17 protein-coding genes are annotated in these 20455 nt (G+C 73.6%); all 17 read left to right on the forward strand.

Features of this window, described 5'->3' with window-relative positions; genetic code table 11:
* Positions 1–143 precede the first annotated feature (143 nt).
* The 17 genes from AB0I11_RS22585 to AB0I11_RS22665 all read left to right on the forward strand — a co-directional run bounded on the left by AB0I11_RS22585 (position 144) and on the right by AB0I11_RS22665 (position 20306).
* On the forward strand, positions 144–605 hold the full coding sequence (locus AB0I11_RS22585) for a DUF948 domain-containing protein (RefSeq protein WP_357323715.1): 462 nt from the start codon (positions 144–146) through the stop codon (positions 603–605).
* A 32-nt stretch (positions 606–637) separates the two neighbouring features.
* Positions 638–943: a hypothetical protein gene (locus AB0I11_RS22590; protein WP_357323718.1), complete on the forward strand. Its 306-nt coding sequence runs from the start codon at positions 638–640 to the stop codon at positions 941–943.
* A complete protein-coding gene (gene alaS, locus AB0I11_RS22595) occupies positions 940–3618 on the forward strand; it encodes an alanine--tRNA ligase (RefSeq protein WP_357323721.1) in 2679 nt (892 codons plus the stop codon). The genes AB0I11_RS22590 and alaS overlap by 4 nt, the downstream gene beginning before the upstream one ends.
* A 74-nt stretch (positions 3619–3692) precedes the next feature.
* Positions 3693–4154: a Holliday junction resolvase RuvX gene (ruvX, locus tag AB0I11_RS22600; RefSeq protein WP_357323724.1), complete on the forward strand. Its 462-nt coding sequence runs from the start codon at positions 3693–3695 to the stop codon at positions 4152–4154.
* Entirely contained in the window at positions 4151–5371 is a 1221-nt protein-coding gene (gene mltG / locus AB0I11_RS22605) for an endolytic transglycosylase MltG (RefSeq protein WP_357323727.1), read from the forward strand. The genes ruvX and mltG overlap by 4 nt, the downstream gene beginning before the upstream one ends.
* The gene (locus AB0I11_RS22610) at positions 5368–6177 is read left to right on the forward strand and encodes a shikimate dehydrogenase (RefSeq protein WP_357323731.1); all 810 of its coding nucleotides are present in this window, start codon (positions 5368–5370) and stop codon (positions 6175–6177) included. Before mltG ends, AB0I11_RS22610 begins: the two co-directional genes overlap by 4 nt.
* An 85-nt stretch (positions 6178–6262) precedes the next feature.
* Positions 6263–7183, forward strand: a complete 921-nt coding sequence (locus tag AB0I11_RS22615; protein WP_357323734.1) for a glycoside hydrolase family 16 protein — start codon at positions 6263–6265, stop codon at positions 7181–7183.
* A gap of 100 nt (positions 7184–7283) precedes the next feature.
* On the forward strand, positions 7284–8516 hold the full coding sequence (locus AB0I11_RS22620; RefSeq protein WP_357323737.1) for a hypothetical protein: 1233 nt from the start codon (positions 7284–7286) through the stop codon (positions 8514–8516).
* A gap of 271 nt (positions 8517–8787) precedes the next feature.
* Positions 8788–9621 carry a phosphatase PAP2 family protein gene (locus AB0I11_RS22625; RefSeq protein WP_357323741.1) on the forward strand — a complete coding sequence of 278 codons (834 nt, stop codon included), beginning with the start codon at positions 8788–8790 and terminating at the stop codon, positions 9619–9621.
* A 67-nt stretch (positions 9622–9688) separates the two neighbouring features.
* Complete coding sequence (locus tag AB0I11_RS22630) at positions 9689–10636, forward strand: glycosyltransferase (RefSeq protein ID WP_357323744.1); 948 nt, start codon at positions 9689–9691, stop codon at positions 10634–10636.
* A 220-nt stretch (positions 10637–10856) separates the two neighbouring features.
* Positions 10857–12776: a delta-60 repeat domain-containing protein gene (locus AB0I11_RS22635; protein WP_357323747.1), complete on the forward strand. Its 1920-nt coding sequence runs from the start codon at positions 10857–10859 to the stop codon at positions 12774–12776.
* A gap of 176 nt (positions 12777–12952) precedes the next feature.
* Positions 12953–14614 carry a Wzz/FepE/Etk N-terminal domain-containing protein gene (locus tag AB0I11_RS22640; protein ID WP_357323750.1) on the forward strand — a complete coding sequence of 554 codons (1662 nt, stop codon included), beginning with the start codon at positions 12953–12955 and terminating at the stop codon, positions 14612–14614.
* Positions 14607–15548 (forward strand): glycosyltransferase family A protein, encoded by a 942-nt coding sequence (locus tag AB0I11_RS22645; protein WP_357323753.1) that lies wholly within the window; start codon positions 14607–14609, stop codon positions 15546–15548. Before AB0I11_RS22640 ends, AB0I11_RS22645 begins: the two co-directional genes overlap by 8 nt.
* Positions 15541–17160, forward strand: a complete 1620-nt coding sequence (locus AB0I11_RS22650) for an O-antigen ligase family protein (RefSeq protein ID WP_357323755.1) — start codon at positions 15541–15543, stop codon at positions 17158–17160. The genes AB0I11_RS22645 and AB0I11_RS22650 overlap by 8 nt, the downstream gene beginning before the upstream one ends.
* Complete coding sequence (locus AB0I11_RS22655; RefSeq protein ID WP_357323758.1) at positions 17157–18683, forward strand: polysaccharide biosynthesis C-terminal domain-containing protein; 1527 nt, start codon at positions 17157–17159, stop codon at positions 18681–18683. The genes AB0I11_RS22650 and AB0I11_RS22655 overlap by 4 nt, the downstream gene beginning before the upstream one ends.
* Positions 18684–18696: 13 nt before the next feature.
* Positions 18697–19590: a sulfotransferase domain-containing protein gene (locus AB0I11_RS22660; protein WP_357323761.1), complete on the forward strand. Its 894-nt coding sequence runs from the start codon at positions 18697–18699 to the stop codon at positions 19588–19590.
* 65 nt (positions 19591–19655) lie between these two features.
* The gene (locus tag AB0I11_RS22665; protein ID WP_357323803.1) at positions 19656–20306 is read left to right on the forward strand and encodes a methyltransferase domain-containing protein; all 651 of its coding nucleotides are present in this window, start codon (positions 19656–19658) and stop codon (positions 20304–20306) included.
* Positions 20307–20455: the final 149 nt, after the last annotated feature.

The following is a 20455-nucleotide window of genomic DNA, read 5'->3' on the forward strand; positions in this document are numbered from 1 at the left end:
GTTTCCATCACGGACGGTAGGGTCTGGGGCTGGCGGAACCGCCCGCGCCCGTTGACGGTGGGTCGGCGTGGGACGAAGTGGGTAGGACGGTCGCGCGTCCCGGGGCGTCGGGCCCCGGGACCCTGCTTGAGGAGGACATGCGCGTGAGTGGTGGAGAGATCGCCGCACTGATCGCGGCCGGCGCGTTCCTGATGCTGGTGCTCGTGCTGGCGGTGCCGATCCTGCGGCTGCGGCACACCGTGGACGCGACGACCCGCATGATCACCGAGCTGAACGACCGCACCACCCCCCTGCTCGGTGACGTCAACACGACCGTGAAGAACGTCAACACCGCGCTGGAGCAGGTGCAGACCTCCCTCGACGGGGTCAACCTCCAGCTCGCCAAGGTGGACACCATGACCACCCACGCGCAGAACGTCACCGCGAACGTGGCGAACCTGGCCGCCGTGGTCTCCGCCGCCGCCGCGAACCCGCTGGTCAAGGTGGCGGCCTTCGGTTACGGCGTGCGCAAGGCCGCCTCCGCCCGTCGGCACGCGGAGACCGAGCGTGAGGTGCGCGACACCATCAAGCAGCAGCGTCGGGCCGCCAGGCGCGGCAACCGCTGACCCGGGCCGGCGCACAGCGGGAGGATGAGAGCATGAGGCGGTTGTTCTGGCTGGGCGTCGGCCTGGCCGTGGGTGTGCTGGTGGTGCGCAAGGCCACCCGCACCGCGCAGGCGTACACGCCGGCGGGCATCGCCAGCGGGCTGTCCGAGTCCGCCGGTGGCCTGGTCGAGTCGGTCCGGGGCTTCGTCGAGGACGTCCGCGCCGGGATGGCCGAGCGCGAACAGGAGATCCACGAGGCCTTCGCCCGCGGCGAGGCGTACGACGACCAGTTCGCCGACCTGCGCGAGGACCCGCGCATCGGCGACCGAGAGATTTTCCCGGAGGAGCACCAGCGATGAAGACGGCGGAGATCAAGCGGCGGTACCTCGCCCACTTCGAGGCGAATGGCCACACCGTGGTGCCGTCCGCTCCGCTGCCCGCCATCAGCGACCCGAACCTGCTGTTCGTCAACGCCGGCATGGTGCAGTTCGTCCCCTACTTCCTGGGCCAGCAGACCCCGCCGTACCAGCGCGCGGTCAGCGTCCAGAAGTGCCTCCGCACGCCGGACATCGACGAGGTCGGCAAGACCAGCCGGCACGGCACGTTCTTCCAGATGAACGGCAACTTCTCCTTCGGCGACTACTTCAAGCAGGGCGCGATCCCGCTGGCCTGGGACCTGGTCACCAAGCCGGTCGAGGCGGGCGGCTTCGGGCTGGACCCGGAGCGGATCTGGCCGACGGTCTACCTCGACGACGACGAGGCGTTCCAGATCTGGCGTTCGGTCGGCGTGCCCGCCGAGCGGATCGTCCGCCGCGGCAAGGCGGACAACTTCTGGTCGATGGGCATCCCCGGCCCGTGCGGCCCCTGCTCCGAGCTGTTCTACGACCGCGGTCCCGAGTACGGCCGCGAGGGCGGGCCGGCGGTCGACGAGGACCGCTACATGGAGTTCTGGAACCTCGTCTTCATGCAGTTCGAGCGAGGGCCCGGCACCGGCAAGGAGGACTACCCGATCCTCGGTGAGCTGCCGGCGAAGAACATCGACACCGGCATGGGCCTGGAGCGGATGGCCTCGATCCTGCAGGGCGTCGACAACCTCTACGAGATCGACGAGGTCCGGCCGATCCTCGCCCGGGCCGCCGAACTGACCGGCAAGCGGTACGGGGCGCACTCCGGCCACGTGGCCAGCGAGTCGCACCCGGACGACGTGCGGCTGCGGGTGATCGCCGACCACGTGCGGACCGCGCTGATGCTGATCGGCGACGGGGTGACCCCGTCGAACGAGGGCCGCGGCTACGTGCTGCGCCGGATCATGCGCCGGGCCATCCGGGCGGTGCGTCTGCTCGGCTACCAGGACCGGGCGCTGCCCGAGCTGCTGCCGGTGGCCCGGGACTGCATGGCCCCGTCGTACCCGGAGCTGGCCGAGGACTTCGGCCGGATCTCCCAGTACGCGTACGCCGAGGAGGACGCCTTCCTCGCCACGCTGCGGGCCGGCACCACGATCCTGGACACCGCGATCGCCGAGACCAAGTCGGCCGGGCAGGCCGCCATCTCCGGTGACAAGGCGTTCCAGCTGCACGACACGTACGGCTTCCCGATCGACCTGACCCTGGAGATCGCGGCCGAGCAGGGCCTGCAGGTCGACGCGGACGGCTTCCGCCGGCTGATGGCCGACCAGCGCAACCGCGCCAAGGCGGACGCGCAGGCCCGCAAGACCGGCCACACCGACGTGTCGGCGTACCGGTCGGTGCTCGACGGCGGCGGGCCGGTCGAGTTCACCGGCTACACCGAGCTGACCCGGGAGTCGCGGGTCCGCGCCCTGCTCGCCGGCGGCGCGCAGGTCGACGCGGCGGTCGAGGGGGACACCGTCGAGCTGGTGCTCGACACCACCCCGTTCTACGCCGAGGGCGGCGGCCAGCAGCCCGACCAGGGTCTGATCACGGTCGGCGGCGGGCAGGTCGAGGTCTTCGACGTGCAGCAGCCGGTGCCCGGGTTGATCGTGCACCGGGCCCGGGTGGTCCGGGGTGAGGTGCGCGCCGGGGAGAGTGGGTACGCCGAGATCGACGCGTCCCGCCGGCGGGCGATCTCCCGCTCGCACACCGCCACCCACCTGGTGCACCAGACGATGCGCAACTTCCTCGGCGAGTCGGCGACCCAGGCGGGTTCGCTGAACGCGCCGGGCCGGCTCCGGTTCGACTTCAACACCCCGACCGGGGTGGCGCCGAGCGTGCTGCACGACGTGGAGCAGCAGGTCAACGAGGTGCTCCTGGCCGACCTGGAGGTGCACGCCTTCATCACCAGCCAGGAGGAGGCGCGCCGGATCGGCGCGATGGCGCTGTTCGGCGAGAAGTACGGCGAGCGGGTCCGGGTCGTCGAGGTCGGTGACTACGCCCGCGAGTTGTGCGGCGGCACGCACGTGGCCCGCTCCGCCCAGCTCGGCCTCGTGAAGATCCTCTCCGAGGCCTCGGTGGGCTCGGGTGTCCGGCGGATCGAGGCCCTGGTCGGCATGGACGCGTTCGGCTTCCTGGCCCGCGAGCACCTGCTGGTGTCCCGGCTGGCGGAGCTGTTCCGGGTGCCGGGCGAGCAGGTCGCGGACCGGGTCGAGCAGACCGTCACCCAGCTGCGCGACGCCGAGAAGGAGCTGGAGAAGCTCCGCGCCCAGCTGGTGCTGGGCGGTGCGGCGAGCCTCGCGGCCGGGGCGAAGGACGTGCGGGGCGTGGCGTACGTGGGCACCGAGGCGCCCGAGGGCGCGGCCGCGAACGACGTACGCACCCTGGCCCAGGAGATCCGCGGCCGGATCGACCCGGCGCGTCCGGCGGTGGTCGCGGTGGCCGCCCGTGGCAACGGCAAGGCATCCCTGGTGGTGGCCGTCAACCAGGCCGCCCGTGGTCGTGGCCTGAGCGCGAAGGACCTGGTGAAGGCCGCGTTCTCCGGTCGGGGCGGCGGCAGCGACGACCTGGCCCAGGGCGGCGGCCTGCCGGCCGGGGAGGCGCCGAACCTGCTGCTGACCGTGGAGAAGGCGATCGCCGACGCGTGATGGTGACACCGATCGACGCCAGGGCGGACCGGCCGGTCCGCCCTGGCCCGTACCGGAGGGGAGGTGTCCGGTAGATGGCTGACTCGACCACCGGCGTCCGCCTCGGGGTGGATGTCGGACAGGTCCGGGTGGGCGTGGCCCGTTCCGACCCGCACGGCATCCTGGCCACCCCGCTGGTCACCCTCGCCCGTGACCTGGCCACCGGCCCTGACGCGGTGCCCGGCGACATGGCGGAGCTGGTCCGGCTGGCCGCCGAGCACGAGGCGGTCGGAATCGTGGTCGGCCTCCCGGTGAACCTCGCCGGAAAGCATGGCCCGGCCGCGGCGAACGTATCGGCCTATGCTGCCCGGTTGGCCGATGTAATGGGGTCGATTCCGGTGACGCTGACGGACGAGAGGATGTCGACCGTGGTGGCTAGTCGTAGGCTGGCCGAACGGGGCGTCCGGGGAAAGCGCCAACGGGCGGTGGTCGACCAGGCCGCCGCGGTGGAGATTCTGCAGAGCTGGCTGGACGCACAGCGGAGGCGGACGCAATGATCGACGATCTTGATCTGGGGTTCGACGAGCCGGAGAGGGGGGAGAAGGGCCGGCACCGGCGCGGCGCGGTACGCAAGCGCAACGGCGGCTCGGGCGGCAGCCGGGGCAAGACGATCTTCGCTCTCCTGATGGCCATCGTGCTGCTGGGCGGCATCGGCGGCGGCGCGTACGTCGGCTTCGACCGGATCCGTAATCACTTCATCACCCCGGATTACGACGGTCCGGGCTCGGGCGAGGCGACGGTGCAGGTCAAGGCGGGGGACACCCTCACCGACATCGGCAACTCCCTCTACGACGCCGGCGTGGTCAAGAGCACCAAGGCGTTCATCGAGGCCGCCGACGCGAACTCCCGCAGCAAGAACATCCAGGTCGGCACGTACAAGGTGCGCAAGCAGATGAAGGCCGCCGACGTCATCGTCCTGATGCTCGACCCGAAGAGCCGGGTGGTCGACGGGGTGACCATCCCGGAGGGCACGATCAGCCTCAACGTCTACGCGATCCTGTCCCGGGAGACCAAGATCCCGGTGGCCGAGTTCAAGGCCGCCGCGAAGGACCCGGTCAAGCTGGGCGTGCCGGCCTTCTGGTTCAACCGGCAGGACGGCAAGAAGGCCCCGAAGAGCATCGAGGGCTTCCTCTACCCGTCCACCTACGAGATCCCGCCGAAGGCCACCGCCGCGCAGATCCTCTCGATGATGGTCGACGAGTTCCTCCGCGTCACCGAGCAGCTCGACTTCGTCGACCGGGTGCAGAAGGAACGGAAGATCTCCCCGTACGAGGCGCTGGTCGCCGCCTCCATCGCGCAGGCCGAGGCGGTCGACCCGAAGGACTTCGCGAAGGTCTCCCGGGTGATCTACAACCGGGTCTACGCCGGCAAGATCGGCTGCAAGTGCCTGGGCATCGACAGCGGCATCAACTACTGGTTCCGGTTGCAGGGCAAGGATCCGAAGGACTCCAACGAGCTGCTGGCCAGCGAGATCCACAACCTGAAGAACCCGTACAACACGCACGACGTGGCCGGCCTGCCGATCACCCCGATCAGCAACCCGGGCGAGGGCGCGCTCAAGGGCGCGCTGGACCCGCCGACCGGGGACTGGATCTACTTCATGACGATCGACAAGAAGGGCACGATGGGCTACGGCTCCAACGACGCCGAGTACCGCCGGCTCATCAAGACCATGTGCGACAACAAGGTGCTGACGGGATCGAACTGCGCGTGAGGGCCGCCGTCGTGGGCAAGCCGATCGCCCACTCGCTCTCCCCGGTCATCCACCAGGCCGGGTACGCGGCGGCCGGGCTGACCGGCTGGTCGTACACCCGGATCGAGTGCGCGGCCGACGAGCTGGCCGGCCTGGTCGCGGGCCTGGGCCCGGAGTGGGCCGGGTTGTCGGTGACCATGCCCGGCAAGGAGTCGGCGCTCGCGCTGGCCGGCGAGGCCTCCCCGGTCGCCGCCGCGGTGGGCGCCGCCAACACCCTGGTACGCCGCTGCGACGGCACCTGGTACGCCGACAACACCGACGTCACCGGCATGGTCGACGTGCTCACCGCCGCCGGGGTGCCGGCCGGGGCCACGGTGACCCTGCTCGGCGCGGGTGGCACCGCCCGGGCGGCGCTCGCGGCGGCCGCCCGGCTCGGTGCCGCCGAGGTGACCGTGGTGGCCCGCCGCCCCGAGGCGGTGCACGAGCTGCGTCCGGTGGCCCGGGCGGTCGGGGTGCCGCTGACCGGCGCCGGGTGGGATGGCGCGCCCGCGCACGCCCGCGCCGACGTGGTGATCTCCACGGTGCCGAAGGGGGTGGCCGACCCGCTGGCTGAGAACTTCGACTGGCGGCCCGGCACGGTCTTCTTCGACGCCCTCTACGACCCCTGGCCCACCCCGCTCGCCGCGGCGGCGCTGGCCGCCGGCTGCCGGGTGGTCTCCGGCCTGGACCTGTTGCTGGCCCAGGCGGTCGACCAGTTCGCCCAGTTCACCGGGGTGCCCGCACCGGTCGAGGCGATGCGGGCGGCGCTGGCGGCGGCACGTCCCTGATCCGGGCCGGTCGGCCACCGCGGCGGGTGGCGCGCGGCACCGGGATACGCTGCTGCCGCACCGCCGCCGACCCAGGGAGCCCTCCGTGACCGGGCAGCCGCCCCCGCACGACCGTCCGGCCCGGCCGGGCCGCCGGGCCGCGCTGCTCGGCGTCCTCGGCATCAGCCTCGTCACCACCCTGGCGGCCACCGCCACACCGCCGCGGCAGACGGCGCGGACCGCCCCGGCCGGGCCGGTCACGCCGGCCGCCGCCCGGCCCGCGCCGCCGCCCACCGAGCCGCCCGGCGCCCACCTGCCGGGCTGGCGGCTGGTCTGGACGGACGAGTTCGACGGCACGGCGGTCGACCGGTCCCGGTGGAACGTCCGCGACGGCGAGGCGCGCGACGTCGACCTCGGCTGCAACGTCGACGACCCGGCGAACGTCGCGGTGGCCGGCGGGGTGCTGACCCTGCGGGTGCAGCGGCGGGTGGTCGCCTGCGGCTCCCAGTTGCGGCAGTACACCGAGAGCTACCTGGACACCATCGGCAAGGCCGCGTTCCGGTACGGCCGCTTCGAGGTGCGGGCGCAGGCGCCGGCCGGGCCGGCCGGCTCGCAGGGGCTGTGGCCGGCGTTCTGGCTGCGCGCCGAGGACGCCGGCAAGGGTGAGATCGACGTGGTCGAGCTGCCCGGCGGCGCCGCGCACCACCGGGCCGCCACCCAGGCGATCTTCTACGACTACACGCCGGTGAAGCAGGACCAGCGCTGGCCGTTCCCGACCGGGCACCCGGGCGACGGCTTCCACACCTACACCACCGAGTGGGAGCCGGGGGTGATCCGCTGGTACGTCGACGGCCGGCAGGTGTGGCAGCGGGACCGGCGCAGCACGCCCTGGTTCGACGAGGCCTTCGACAAGCCCTACAACCTGCGGCTGAACGTCCAGGTCGGTGGCTGGCTCGGCGCGCCCGGCCCGGCCACCCGGTTCCCGGCCGACTTCCGCGTCGACTACGTCCGGGTCTGGCAGCGCTGACCGCCGACCCCGCCCGCCGTGCGCCGGCTGGCCGGCGGGCAATATCGTGGCCGCCGACGTGCCGGGGCAACGGGACGGGCACAGGGGAGGGCAGGGCGCGGTGCAGGATCCACGGAACCGCCAGGACGGCATCGGCTGGGTGAGCCGAGCCATCTTCGCCGACGCGCGGCTGTGGCTGGGCGTCGCGTCCGGCCCCGCCCCGCCGCCCCCGGGTCACCGGGTCGTCGCCCGGTACGCCGTGGTGCCCTCGGTGGAGCGGGCGAAGTTCCTGCTGCCGCTGGCCTCCCGCCGGGTCGGCGCGGCGTCGACGCTGGCGTACAACGCGTTGCGGCCGCCCCGGGTCCGGGCCAACCGGCTCGCCGTCGGCGTGCTGGCCGGCCTGGGCGCCACCCGGCTGGCCCGGATGCCGGTGCTGACCGTCGCCGCCCCGGACACCGCCGACCCGGCCGAGCTGCTGCTGACCGGGAGCCTCGCCCGGGCCGAGGGCCGGCCGCTGCACGCCGCGATCGGGATCCGGCCCCCCGACCCGCACCACAAGCCGACGCTGCAACTCTTCGACGACCGGGGCGCGGCGTGGGCGTACGCGAAGGTGGGTTGGAACGAGGCGACCCGGGCGATGGTCCGCGCGGAGGCCGCGGCGCTGCGCGACCTGCCCCGCGACGGCGGTGACCTGCCCGACGCGCCCCGCCTGCTGCGCGAGCTGAGCTGGGGTGACCTGGCGGTCACCCTGGTCGAGCCGATGCCCGCGGGCGTGCGCCGGCTGGCTCGCCCGGACCGGCCGGAGGTGGCCGCGATGCTGGCCGTCGCGCGGCGCGGCGGGCCGCCGGCCGCGCCCCGCCCCCTCGCCGGCTCACCGTTTTTGGCCGACCTCACCGCGCGGGCCGAACGCGCCGGCGGGCCGGTCGTGGCGGCGCTGGCGGCGCTCGCCGACCGGGACGGGGCGACCGCGCTGGAGTTCGGCCACTGGCACGGCGACTGGGTGCCGTGGAACCTCGGCACCCACCGGGGGCGGCTGTACGCCTGGGACTGGGAGAACAGCGGCGCCGCCCGGCCGGTCGGCTTCGACCTCGCCCACCAGGGCTTCCAGAGTGCCCTGTCGCTGCACGGGCGGCCGGCGGCGGAGGCGGCCGGCGAGATGACGACGGCGCTGGCCCGGCACGGCCGGTCGCTCGGCCTCGACCCGGCCCGCTGCCGCCTCGTCGCCGACGCCTATCTCGTCGAGTTGTGGCTGCGGACCGCGGAGCTTGCCGCGGGTGGCGGCGGCTGGAGCCCGAAGCTGCACCCCGCGCTGCTGCACGTGCTCGCCGAGCGACTGCGACCGACCGGGGACTGAGCCGGTCCGGCGGGCCGACTGTCGGGGTGCCGACCGGCAAACCGGGGAAATGCCGCACGGCCCTCGCCCCCGCTACCGCTGGCCGGCACCCCTCCACTAAGGTGTCACCACTCGATCATCACCGCGGTGGTGACGGGTGCGATCGGTCCGGGCGGCGTGGGGCGCCCCCCAGGGGTCGTAGGGTGCGGGAGGTCCGGCCGGTGGCTGGCATGGCAGAGAATGTGCGCGCGGCCGTCGTGGGGCACGCGGCCCGGACAGGTGGTGACCGACGGTGACGTTGATCTACCTGTGCGGGGCGCTCGCCGTGCTCGTGCCGGCGCTCGTCGTCCCGTGGCTGGCCACTCGGTGGGCGCCGGCCGTCGCCGCCAGCCGGACCGCCGACCGGCTGCGTCAGGCCGTCGCCGGACTCACCGACGCCTTTGGCCGGCTCGGCGCCGCCCTGGTCGTGCTGCTCGCCGGGTCCGCCGCGGTCATCGCGCTCTGCTGGCCGCTGGGCGAGGCGCTGTCCCGGCTCGAACCCCACGTCGACCACCCGGTCTTCGAGTACGTGCACGCCCGGCGGGTCGCCGGCTGGGCCGACCTGAACAGCTTCATCACCGCGATCGGCGACCGGTACCCGCTCAAGTGGGTCACCGTGGTCGGCGCCCTCGCCCTCGCCGTGGCGTGGCGCCGCCGGCGCTGGTGGCTCCCGCTGGTCGCGATGCCGTTGCAGTTCGTCCTCGAGCAGTACACCCAGCAGATCCTCGCCGGGGTGGTCGACCGCGGTCACCCGCCGACCGATCTGGGCACCTACCCGTCCGGCGGGTGCGCCCGGGTGCTGATGACCTTCGGCACCATCCTGGTGCTCGCCGCGTTCGCCTGGCGCATCCCGCGCCGGATCCGCGTCGGGCTGCTCACCGCGCTGGCCGTGCTGGTCACCGTGGAGGGCTACACCCGCGTCTACGCCGAGAAGCACTGGCTCACCGACGTCCTCGGCGGCTGGACCTTCGGCATCCTGCTCACCGCCGTGATGGTGTTCGCCGTCGCGGTCGCCGACGGGCGGGTCCGGCCCCCGGCGCAACGACCCACCACCCCGGCCCGGGAACGCGTCCCGGTCGGCACCTGAACCGGCGGCCCGCCGCCACCCCGCACCTGCCCCCACGCCACCCCTCGATCGGAAGGTGGGCAACGACGTGACCACCCTTCTCGTCGCCTCCACCGGTGGACACCTCGCCGAACTGTACGACCTGAAGCCCCGGCTGGGCCTGGGTGACGACTGCGTCTGGGCGACCTTCGACTCGCCGCAGAGCCGGTCCCTGTTGGACGGTCACGAGGTCATCCACGTGCCGCCCGCGACCACCCGGGACGCGCTCGGCGCGCTGCGCGACCTGCTGGCCGCCCGCCGGGTGCTGCGCGGCGGCCGGTTCACCCGGGTGGTCAGCACCGGCGCCAGCGTGGCCATGTCGTTCTTCGTGCCCGCCAGCCGGCACGGGCTGGCCTGCCACTACATCGAGAGCGCGACCCGCACGGCCGGGCCGTCGCTCACCGGCCGGCTGGTTTCCCGGGTGCCCCGCACCCGGCTCTACACCCAGCACCTGGACTGGGCCGACGAGCGGTGGCGCTACGGCGGCACCGTCTTCGACGGCTACCAGGCCAGCCGCCGGGCCACCCCCCGGCCGGTGTCCCGGATCGTGGTGGCCCTCGGCACGCACGGGCGGTTCGGCTTCCCCCGGCTGCTGGCCCGCCTGGTCGAGGTGGTGCCGCCCGAGGCGGAGGTGCTCTGGCAGGTCGGCTCCACCCGGATCCCCCGGATGCCGGCCGGGGCCCGCCCGCACGTCCCGTACGCCGAGATGCAGCAGGCGATGCGGGAGGCCGACGTCGTGGTGACCCACGCCGGCGTGGGCTCCGCGCTGGCCGCGATGCGGGCCGGCCACCGGGCCGTCTTCGTGCCGCGCCGGCGCAGCCACGGCGAGCACGTCGACGACCACCAGGTCGAACTGGCCCGGCAACTGGACCGCCGGCAGCTGGTCCGGCACCGGGAGGCGGACGCCGTCACGGTCGAGGACCTGGCGGAGGCGGCGTCCTGGACGGTCGCGGCGACCGGCGCCGTGGCGCCGTTCGAGTGGACGGAGCTGGCATGAGGCCGCCACCAGACGGCCGACCCGGCAGCCCGCCCGGCCGGTCGACACCGGCCCCCGTCCGCACCGGGCACTCGGGACGCGACCCGTACGGCCGGGCCGGACCGAGCCGGTGATCGAGCGAACCGGACGGTTGATGGTGCGCAATGTCCGTTCCCCGCAAGCTACCCGTGATTTCTCTACCTCTTTGGGGGCAGTAGTGCTTCACAGAACGTCTCGTCCGGTGTGGCGGCGGTGGTGCGCCGCGCTCGCCGTACCGGTGCTCGCCGTCGGGCTGCTCGCGGCGCCGGCCGCCGCCGCCAATCCCACGCCGGTGACCAGCACGCTCACCTCGGCGAACCCGGCGGACAACACCCCGCACGCGCAGAACGGCGACAGCAAGGCGTTCGCCGAGATCGGCAACACCGTCTACGTGGGCGGTTCCTTCACCTCGGTGAAGGCGGCGGGCGACGCGAGCTGGACGGCCCGCAACTACCTGTTCGCGTACGACCGCTCCACCGGCGCGCTGAAGACCGGCTTCAACCCGGAGCTGAACGGCGCGGTGCACGCCCTCGCGGTCAGCCCGGACGGCAAGCTCATCGTCGGCGGCGCCTTCAACACCGTGAACGGGGTCAGCCGCAAGAACCTGGTCGAGCTGGACCCGGCCACCGGCGCGACGGTGACCAGCTGGGTCGGGCGCAGCGACGGCGGCCTGGTCCGGCGCACCATCGTGGTCGGCAACAACCTCTACATCGCCGGCGCGTTCCACTGGGTCAACGGCACCCAGCACTCCCTGCTCGCCCGGCTGAACGCCACCACCGGCGCGATCGACGCGAGCTTCCAGATCGACGCCAGCGTCGCCCGGGCCAGCAGCGAGCTGGTCTGGGGCCTCGCCGTCTCGCCCGACAACAAGACCCTCGTCGCGGTCGGCAACTTCACCCAGGTCAACGGCCAGGCCCGCAACCAGGTCGTGGTCGTCGACCTGGACGGCACCCCGGCGGTGGCCGACTGGAGCACGCAGCGCTACGTCGCGCCGTGCTACAGCGACTCGTTCCCGTTCTACGCCCGGGACGTCGACTTCTCCGACGACGGCACCTACTTCGTCGTCATCGCCGACGGCGGGCGGGGCACCGGCGCGTACTGCGACGCGATCGCCCGGTTCGAGACCGCCGCCCGGGGCGCCGGCATCGACGCCACCTGGGTCAACTACACCGGGACCGACTCGGTGACCTCGGTCGAGGTCGCCGACAACGTGGTCTACGTGGGTGGGCACTTCCGCTGGCTGAACAACGCCAACGGCAACGACGCGGCCGGCGCCGGTGCGATCAACCGGTTCGGGCTGGGCGCCCTGGACCCGGTCAACGGGCTGCCGCTGGTCTGGAACCCGACCCGCTCGGGTGCCCCGGCGGGCACCACCACCTGGGGCCCGATCATGTGGGAGCTGTGGCGCGGCAGCACCGGCCTGTACGCCGGCTTCGACTCCGACGGGGTGGGCAACGAGTACCACGGCCGGCTGGGCCACTTCCCGCTGGCCGGTGGCCGTACCGTGGCGGCGGTCAACGCCCCGTCCGCGGCGTCGGGCTATCTGTACGTCTCCGCCGCCGACGGGCAGGCGACCAAGGTGCCGTTCGACGGCAGCACGCTGGGCACCCCGGTCAGCAGCAGCCAGCCGAACCTGACCGCCGCCGGGGCGGCGTTCTCGGTCGGCAACAAGCTGTACTGGTCGAAGACCGACGCGAGCGCGCCGAACGGCAGCTACCTCGACGTGTCGATCTTCTCCGGCGGCTCGGTGGGCGCGCCGTGGGTCAGCAGCGGCTACAACGACTGGTTCAAGCCGTCGACGATGAGCGGCGCGTTCGCCCTGGACGGCCGGATGTACTACACCAAGTCCGGGACGAACAAGCTCTTCTACCGGTACCTGGAGCCGGACGGCTACATCCTCGGCTGCACCGAGTTCACCCTGCCCAGCATCGGCCTGGCCTGGGGCAACGTCCGCGGCCTGGCCTGGGTCAACGGCAAGATCGTGTACGGCAACCAGGACGGCTCGCTGCGGGCCGTGCCGTTCGACGGCGCGGCCGTCGACGGCGCCGCGTCGGTCGAGCTCGCGGCCGCCGGTGGCGCCGTGAACTGGTCGAGCCGGACGCTGTTCTTCGCCACCTCCTGACGGTCGGCCCGACCGGGCGGCCCGCCGTCGTCCCTGTGACCCGGCGGACCGCCCGGAACGGCCGAACCGCTCTGCCGGCCGGGCGGCTCCGTCGGCCACAATGAGAGGTCACCGCCCCGGCCGGCCCGTGCCGCCCGGGGCGGTCACCGATCCCTCCATGCGCAAGGACCTGACTGATGGACGTGACCGACGTCGCTCCCGCCCGGCAGAGCCCGGTCGGCCTCGTCGAGCTGGCCCGCATCCCGCTCCGCCGGTGGCGGCTCGTGCTCGGCACGGCGGCGGCGGTGCTGGTGGCCGTGCTGGTCTACCTGTTCGTGCTGCCGGCGACGTACACCGCGACCACCGCCGTGGTGGTCCGGCCGGTGGTCACCGACCCGTTCTCGGTCCCCTCCGGCGGCGCCGACCGGGCGGTGAACATGACCGCCGAGAGCGGCATCGCCACCAGCAACGAGGTCATCGACAAGGTCGCCGCGATCACCGGCCGGGACACCAAGGACGTCGCCGACGCGCTCGAGGTGGAGATCCCGGTCGGCGGCCAGGTGATGCGGTTCAACTACGCCGCGCACACCGAGCAGGAGGCGGTCAACGGCGCCAACGGGGCCGCCCAGGCCTACCTGGACCAGCGCCGCGGCATCTACGAGAACCAGCGCGCGGCCGTGTTGAAGTCCTACGACGAGACCATCGCGGTGGTGACCGCCCAGCGCACCACCACCCAGCGGTCCCTGCCGGACCGCCAGTCGTCGGACAACCCGTCGCCGCGTACCAGCGCCCTGCTGGACCAGCTGCGGGCCCTGAACGACCAGCTCGCCACGCTGGCCGAGCAGCGCTCCAAGATCGGCTCGGCGGACCTCAGCCCGGGTTCGATCACCAGCGCCGCCCGCACCCCGGTGCCCTCCAGCCGCGACGCCGCCCCGCTGATCCTCGCCGCCGGCCTGCTCGGCGGCCTGCTGCTCGGCGGCCTGGTCGCGTTCGTCCGGGAGTCGCTGGACCGGCGGCTGCGCACCACCGCCGAGGCGGTCAGCGCGATCGGCGCGCCACTGCTCGGCACGGTCCGCTGGGCGCGCAGCGGGCAACCCGACGAATCCGACCTCCGCTACCTCTCGCTCGCCCTGGCCCGCTGGGTCGACGGCCCGCAGCGCGGCCCGCTGGTGCTGCTCTCCGCCGGCAGCGACGAGGGACGCGAGCAGGTGACCGCCGGCCTCGCCGCGATCCTGGCCGGCGCCGGCCACGAGGTGCGCCTGGGCGTCACCCCGGAGAGCCTGGACCGGATCCGCCCGCTGATGCTCGACGCGCAGCGCCGCAACCCGCCGACCGAGCCGGCGCTGACCAAGCTGCCCCGGCCGCGGCCGGCGCCGAGCCCGACCCCGGCCGCCGCCGCGGGGACGCCGGCCGCCGCGGTGACCCCCGCCGCCGGCGGCGGCGACCCCGAGGCGACCGCGGTCATCCCCGCCGTGCGCAAGCCCCGCCCGTTCCCGACCTCGGACGCGAAGAACGGCGGCGTCTACCGCTCCACCACCACCGAGGACAAGACCCAGGTCATCCCGGCCGCCCGCACCGCCCCGACCACCCGGACCGACGGGCAGGAGCTGCGGATCGGCTCCGGCACCGTACGGCTGGTCGGGCTCGACGCCCCGCCGGCGGACGGCCTCACCCTGCTCGACGCGCCGCCCGCGCTGCACGACGAGCGGGGCGTACGGGCCGCCCGGGAGGGACGCGCCGTGCTGGTGGCCGCCCGCGACCGGACCCGGTCGGCCCGGCTGGTCCGCCTGGTGGAGCGGCTGCGCTCGGTCGGCGTGGAGCCGTTCGGATTCGTGCTGACGGGAGAGGGACGTGACTGACCACGACCGGCCGGCGACCGGACAGGCGTACCCGCCGGTGACCGTGGTGGTCGCCACCCGGGACCGGCCCGGGCTGCTGGAACGGGCCGTGGGCGCGGTGCTCGACCAGGACTACCCCGGTCCGGTGGAGTGCCTGGTCGTCTACGACCACACCGAGATCCGCCCGCTGGACCTGCCGGTGCCGGCCAACCGGAGCCTGCGATACGTCAACAACACCCACTCCCGGGGCCTGCCGGGCGGCCGCAACACCGGCGCCGAGGAGGCGTCGCACGACCTGCTGGCCTTCTGCGACGACGACGACCGCTGGCTGCCCGCCAAGCTGCGCCGCCAGGTGGAGCTGCTGCTGACCCGCCCGGACGCCGCGGCGGCCAGTTGCGGCATCCGGCTGGAGGGCCCCGGCATCGCCAAGGAGCGCCGGCTCGACGCCGCCGAGGTGACCCTGCCCGACTTCGTCGAGGACCGGATCATGGAGGTGCACTCCAGCACCATCCTGCTGCCCCGCGCCACCTGGGACGCGGTCGGCCCGGTCGACGAGGAGCTGCCCGGCGGGTACGGCGAGGACTACGAGTGGCTGCTCCGGATCGCCGCGCACGGGCCGGTGGTCATCGTGCCCGAGGTCCTGGTGGTGGTGGACTGGCACGGCGGCTCGTTCTTCTTCGGCCGCTGGGCGACGATCGTCGAGGCCACCCGCTACCTGATCGACAAGCACCCCGAACTGGCCGGCAGCCGCACCGGAATGGCCCGGCTGCACGGGCAGATCGCGTTCGCCCTCGCCGCCGGGCGGCGGCGCCGCGAGGCGGTCCGGGAACTGGGCCGGGTGATCCGGCTCAACCCGCGCGAGAAGCGGGTCCTGGTCACCGTGCCCGTGGTGCTCGGCCTGCTCTCCGGGGAGCGGGTGCTGCGGCTGGCCCAGCGGACGGGACGGGGTGTCTGACCGGACGGCGGCCACCGCCCCGCCGCCGGTGACCGGCCCCACCCGGACGCCGGCCCGCGCCGGCCGGTGGTCGCGGCGGTCGGCCGTGCCGCCGCTGCCGGTCTGGCCGCTGACGGTGATGTTCGCCCTGATGCCGCTCTGGTGGGCGCTCGGCGCGTTCTATCTCGGCTGGTCGGTCCTCGGCGTGGTGCTGCTCGCGCTGCTGATCGCCCGCGGTCGGGTGCCGCTGCCCGCCGGGACCGCCTGCTGGCTGCTCTTCCTCGCCCTGGTGCTGCTCAGCGCCACCCGGCTGGACCGGGCCACCGCCTACTTCACCTTCGGGCTGCGCTACGGCTTCCTGGTGACGGCCCTCGTCGTCGGGGTGTACGCGCACGCCCTGGTCCGCGAGGGCGTCGCCTGGGAACGGGTGCTGCGGCCGCTGGGCTGGTACTGGCTCGGCGTCGTGGCGCTGGGTTGGCTGGCCGTGCTCGCGCCCACCCTCACCCTCACCACGCCGGTGGAGTTGGCGCTGCCGCACGCGATCAGCGGGGAGCGGTTCGTCCAGGCGTTGACCCACGTGCGGGTCAACGAGTTCAACCCGGTGTCCCGTGCGCCGATCTACCGCACCGCCGCGCCCTACCCGTACACGAACAACTGGGGCACCGCGTACGCCCTGCTGGTGCCGTGCGTGCTCGCGTACCTGACGTCGGTGCGGACGGGCCGGTTCCGGACCGTGCTCTGGGTGTCGCTGCCGCTGTCGGTGGTGCCGGCCTTCCTGACCCTCAACCGCGGCATGTTCCTGGGCCTCGGCGCCGGCCTGGTCTACCTGGGCCTGCGGGCCCTGCTGCGGGGCAACGCCCGGCTCATCGTCTCGATCGCCGCGCTGGTGCTGCTGGTCTGGGTGGTCAGCCTGGTGGTGCCGGTGCAGGACATGATCAACGCGCGGGTCAGCACCACCGACACCAACGTCGACCGGATGGACCTGTACCTGCGAACCTGGCAGGCGGTCGAGCGGTCCCCGCTGCTCGGCTACGGGGCGCCGAAGAGCGTGGACACCACCCTCGCCGAGGAGCCGCTCGGCACCCAGGGGCTGATCTGGCAGATCCTCTACAGCCACGGCATCCCGGCGCTGGTGGTCTTCCTCTCCTGGCTGGTGCTGGTCGCCCGCCGGCTGGCCGCCGCGGTGTCACCGGCCGGGTACTGGCTGAGCACCATCCCGGTGATCGCCCTGGTGGTGATCCCGGTGTACGCGTACATCGACCCGAACCTGTCGGTGATCTTCTTCGGTGTCGGTGCCGGGTTGGCCGCCGTCGCCGGCCCGGTCAACCGGCCCGCTCTCGGGCCGTCGGCGATGTCCCGGCCGGCGCCGCTGACCCCGTGGCGGACCCGCGGTTTCGGCCGGGCGGCGGTGCCCGGCCGACGGCGGCCGTCGGCGGCGGCCGGGGTGGCGGCCGTGCCGCTGCGGACGGTGGGGGGCCGAGCGGACGTCGCCGTCGAACCGGTGCCCGGAACCGCGGCGGTGCCGTGGGCGGCCGGAAAGCCCTCGCCCGCTGCACCGCCCACACCCCCGGCGTCTACCACCGACCCGGAGCCGTCACCGGCCGAGGCGCCGAAGCAGGGAGGGGCGCGATGACCGCGGCGGCGACCGTCACCGGCTCTGGCGAGCAGGAAGTCCGGCGCAGCACCCGCAGCGGCGCGGTGGGGCTGCTCGGCGCGGCGGTTAACGGCCTGCTCGGTTTCGTACTGACCGTTGTGATCGTCCGTGGTCTGGGACCCGCCGCCTCCGGTGCGATGTTCACCGCCATCGGCGTGGTGGCCATCGTCGGGGTGCTCTGCTGCGCCGGCGCGGACACCGCGCTGGTCTGGGCGTTGCCCCGCCGCACCCCCGGTCGGGACGGTGACGCCGCCCGGTTGCTGCCAGTGGCCCTGGTGCCGGCGCTGCTGTTCACGGTGGCCGTCGCGGCGGCCGGGGTCGCGCTGTCTGGAGCGCTCGCGCCGGTGCTCTTCGATCCCGGCACGAATGAGGGCGACGACCTGCTCCGGTTGGCCTTCGCCGGGCTCCCGTTCGTGGTGACGATGACCGTGCTGCTCGCGGCCGTGCGAGCCGTCCGCCCCGTCGCCGCGTTGGTGGCCGTCCAGTACGTCCTGGTGCCGGCCGCCCGCCCGGCGCTGGTGGCAACCGCGCTGCTCGCCGGTGCCGGGGTGAGCGTCGCCTTCGCCGGCTGGCTCGCCCCGGTGGCCCTGGCCGTGCTGGTCTGCGTGGCGTTGCTGGTCCGGCCGCTGGGCCTGGCCTCCCCAGCGGCGCTGCGCCCCGCGCCGACGGACTGGCGCTTGTTCTGGGGTTTCGCCCTGCCGCGCGCCGCCTCGGCGACCATCGACGCCAGCAGCATGTGGCTGACGGTGCTGCTGACCGCCGCCCTCGCCGGTCAGGCCGAGGCCGGCGTGATCGGCGCGGTTGGCCGCTACGCGCTGGCCGGTCTGCTCGTCATGCAGGGCCTGCGGGTGGCCGTCGCGCCGCAGCTCTCCCGACTGCTCGGGCAGGGTCGCACCGCCGAGGCGGCGGCGGTCTACCGGCGGATCACCGCCGTGATCATCGGGCTCTCCTGGCCCGGTTACCTGATGCTGGCCGTCTTCGCGCCGGGCTTCCTGCGCTTGTTCGGGGCAGCGTTCACCACTGGGGACACCGCGATGGTGGTTCTTGCCGGGGCCATGCTGGTCAATTCCGGCACCGGCATCGTGCAGACCCTGCTGCTGATGAGCGGCAGCAGCGGACGACATCTGATGGCCGCCGCCACCGGACTGCTGCTCAACGTCGGGCTGGCCCTCGTGCTGATCCCGCCGTACGGCGCGCTCGGTGCCGCCGTGGCATGGACGGTCGGCATCGTGGCGGAGAACGTGCTCGCCACCGTCGCCGCCCGGCGGGCGGTCGGAGTGCCGCTGGTCACCCGTGCCGTGCTGCGGACCGCGGCGCTGGCCGCCGCCGCCACGGCGGTGCTGGCCGGTACGGGCGCGGCGGTCGCCGGCCGCGACGTCGCCGGGCTCTTTCTCACCCTTGGGGTTGCGGCGCTGCTCGCCGCCGGCCTGCTGCTGCATCCCCGGGTACGCCGCTGGGCGCGGACCACCGTGCCCAGCCTGCTGGGCCGGAGTCCACGATGACGAGGAGGTCGCGATGACGACGTTGCGGGACCGGGTGAAGGCGCTGGTGCCGGCCCCGGTGCTGACCGGGGTGCGCGGCTCCCTGGTCCGGTACGGGGAGCGCACCAGCGACCGTCGTCCGCTGCCGGACTTCCTCATCATCGGCACCAAGCGCGGCGGCACCACCTCGCTCTGGCGTTACTTGCTGGAGCATCCGCTGGTGCCCCGGCTCTTTCCAGCCTGGAACACCAAGACCTCGCACTACTTCGAGGACACCTTCACCCGGGGCGAGGCGTGGTACCGCTCGCACTTCCCCACCCGCCGGCAGCGGGAGGCGCTGGAGCGCCGGCACGGCGGGCCGACCCGGGTGGGGGAGGCCGCCCCGCTGTACATGTTCCATCCCCTCGCCCCAGGGCGGGTCGCCGACCTGATCCCGTCGGTGCGGCTGATCGTCCTGCTGCGTGACCCGGTCGAGCGGGCGTACTCGCACTGGAAGGAGCGGCGGACCGAGGGGGTGGAGCCGCTCGGCTTCGCCGAGGCCCTGGCCGCCGAGGAGGAGCGGACAGCGGGGGAGCGGGAGAAGCTGATCGCCGACCCGGCGTACGTGAGCAACGCCTACGACTGGTACAGCTACCGGGCCCGGGGCCGCTACCTGGAGCACCTGACGCCCTGGCTGGACCGGTTCGACCGGGAGCAGCTGCTGATCCTGCCGAGCGAGACGCTGTACCGGGAGCCGGCCGCCACGTACGCCCGGGTGCTGGACTTCCTCGACCTGCCGCCGTACCAGCTCGACCGGTACGAGGTCTTCAACGACCGGCGCAGCAGCGCCATGGACCCGGCGACCCGGGACGAGTTGACCCGGCACTACGCGCCCTACAACCAGGCCCTCGCCGACCGGCTGGGCATGACCTTCGACTGGGGGAACTGACCGTGGCGAGCGGCACCCGAACCACCGACGAGAACACCGCGACCGCCCGCGACCGCCGGGGATCCCTGCACGCGCTGCGGTTCCGCCTGGTCGACTCCCCGGACTCGTACGGCGCGAAGCGCCGAGCGAAGCGGGCCCTATGGCTGTCGGAGACCTTCCCCGAGCTGGCCGAGATGTCCGTGCTGGACCTGGGCGGCCGGCTGGGCAGCTGGGCGAAGGTGCCGGTCCGGCCCAAGCACGTCCACGTGGTCAACCTGGAGCCGCTGCCGGCCGAACTGCCCGACTGGGCCGAGGCCGACCACGCCGACGCCTGCGAGCTGCCGCCGGCCATCCTGCGCCGCCGCTACGACCTGGTGTTCAGCAACAGCGTCCTGGAGCACGTGGGTGGCCACGAGCGGCGCCGCCGGATGGCCGAGGCGATCCGGGAGATGGCGCCCCGGCACTGGGTGCAGACCCCGTACCGGTACTTTCCGGTCGAGCCGCACTGGGTGGCGCCCGGCATGCAGTTCCTGCCGGTGCCGGCCCGGGTGGCGGTGGCCCGGAAGTGGCCGCTGGCGTACACGCCGGGCAAGTCCTGGGAGCAGGCGATGGAGCAGGTGTTGACCACCGAGCTGATCGGCCGGGCGGAGCTGCGCTACCTCTTCCCCGACTCAACGATCCGGGCGGAGCGGATGCTCGGCCTGACAAAGTCGATCATTGCCGTCAGGACGGCTTGAGGACAGCCGATCGCGGTATGCGTCTGGTTGCAGGCCGTAATCCGCTGCCTGGTCTTCCTCTTGTTTGCCCTGCTAGCGATCATGGCAGTACGTCGACTTGCATGACGCAAAGTTTTCATTGACGATGATCGACCTCTGACCGTAGCGTT

Source organism: Micromonospora sp. NPDC050495 (assembly GCF_040655175.1).
Classification (GTDB): domain Bacteria; phylum Actinomycetota; class Actinomycetes; order Mycobacteriales; family Micromonosporaceae; genus Micromonospora.

Excerpts from the sequence above, each read along its gene's own strand:
- AB0I11_RS22590 (WP_357323718.1), top strand. The coding sequence starts at position 638 with ATGAGGCGGTTGTTCTGGCTGGGCGTCGGCCTGGCCGTGGGTGTGCTG.
- alaS (WP_357323721.1), top strand. The coding sequence starts at position 940 with ATGAAGACGGCGGAGATCAAGCGGCGGTACCTCGCCCACTTCGAGGCG.
- AB0I11_RS22660 (WP_357323761.1), top strand. The coding sequence starts at position 18,697 with ATGACGACGTTGCGGGACCGGGTGAAGGCGCTGGTGCCGGCCCCGGTG.
- ruvX (WP_357323724.1), top strand. The coding sequence starts at position 3,693 with ATGGCTGACTCGACCACCGGCGTCCGCCTCGGGGTGGATGTCGGACAG.
- AB0I11_RS22640 (WP_357323750.1), top strand. The coding sequence starts at position 12,953 with ATGGACGTGACCGACGTCGCTCCCGCCCGGCAGAGCCCGGTCGGCCTC.
- AB0I11_RS22655 (WP_357323758.1), top strand. The coding sequence starts at position 17,157 with ATGACCGCGGCGGCGACCGTCACCGGCTCTGGCGAGCAGGAAGTCCGG.
- mltG (WP_357323727.1), top strand. The coding sequence starts at position 4,151 with ATGATCGACGATCTTGATCTGGGGTTCGACGAGCCGGAGAGGGGGGAG.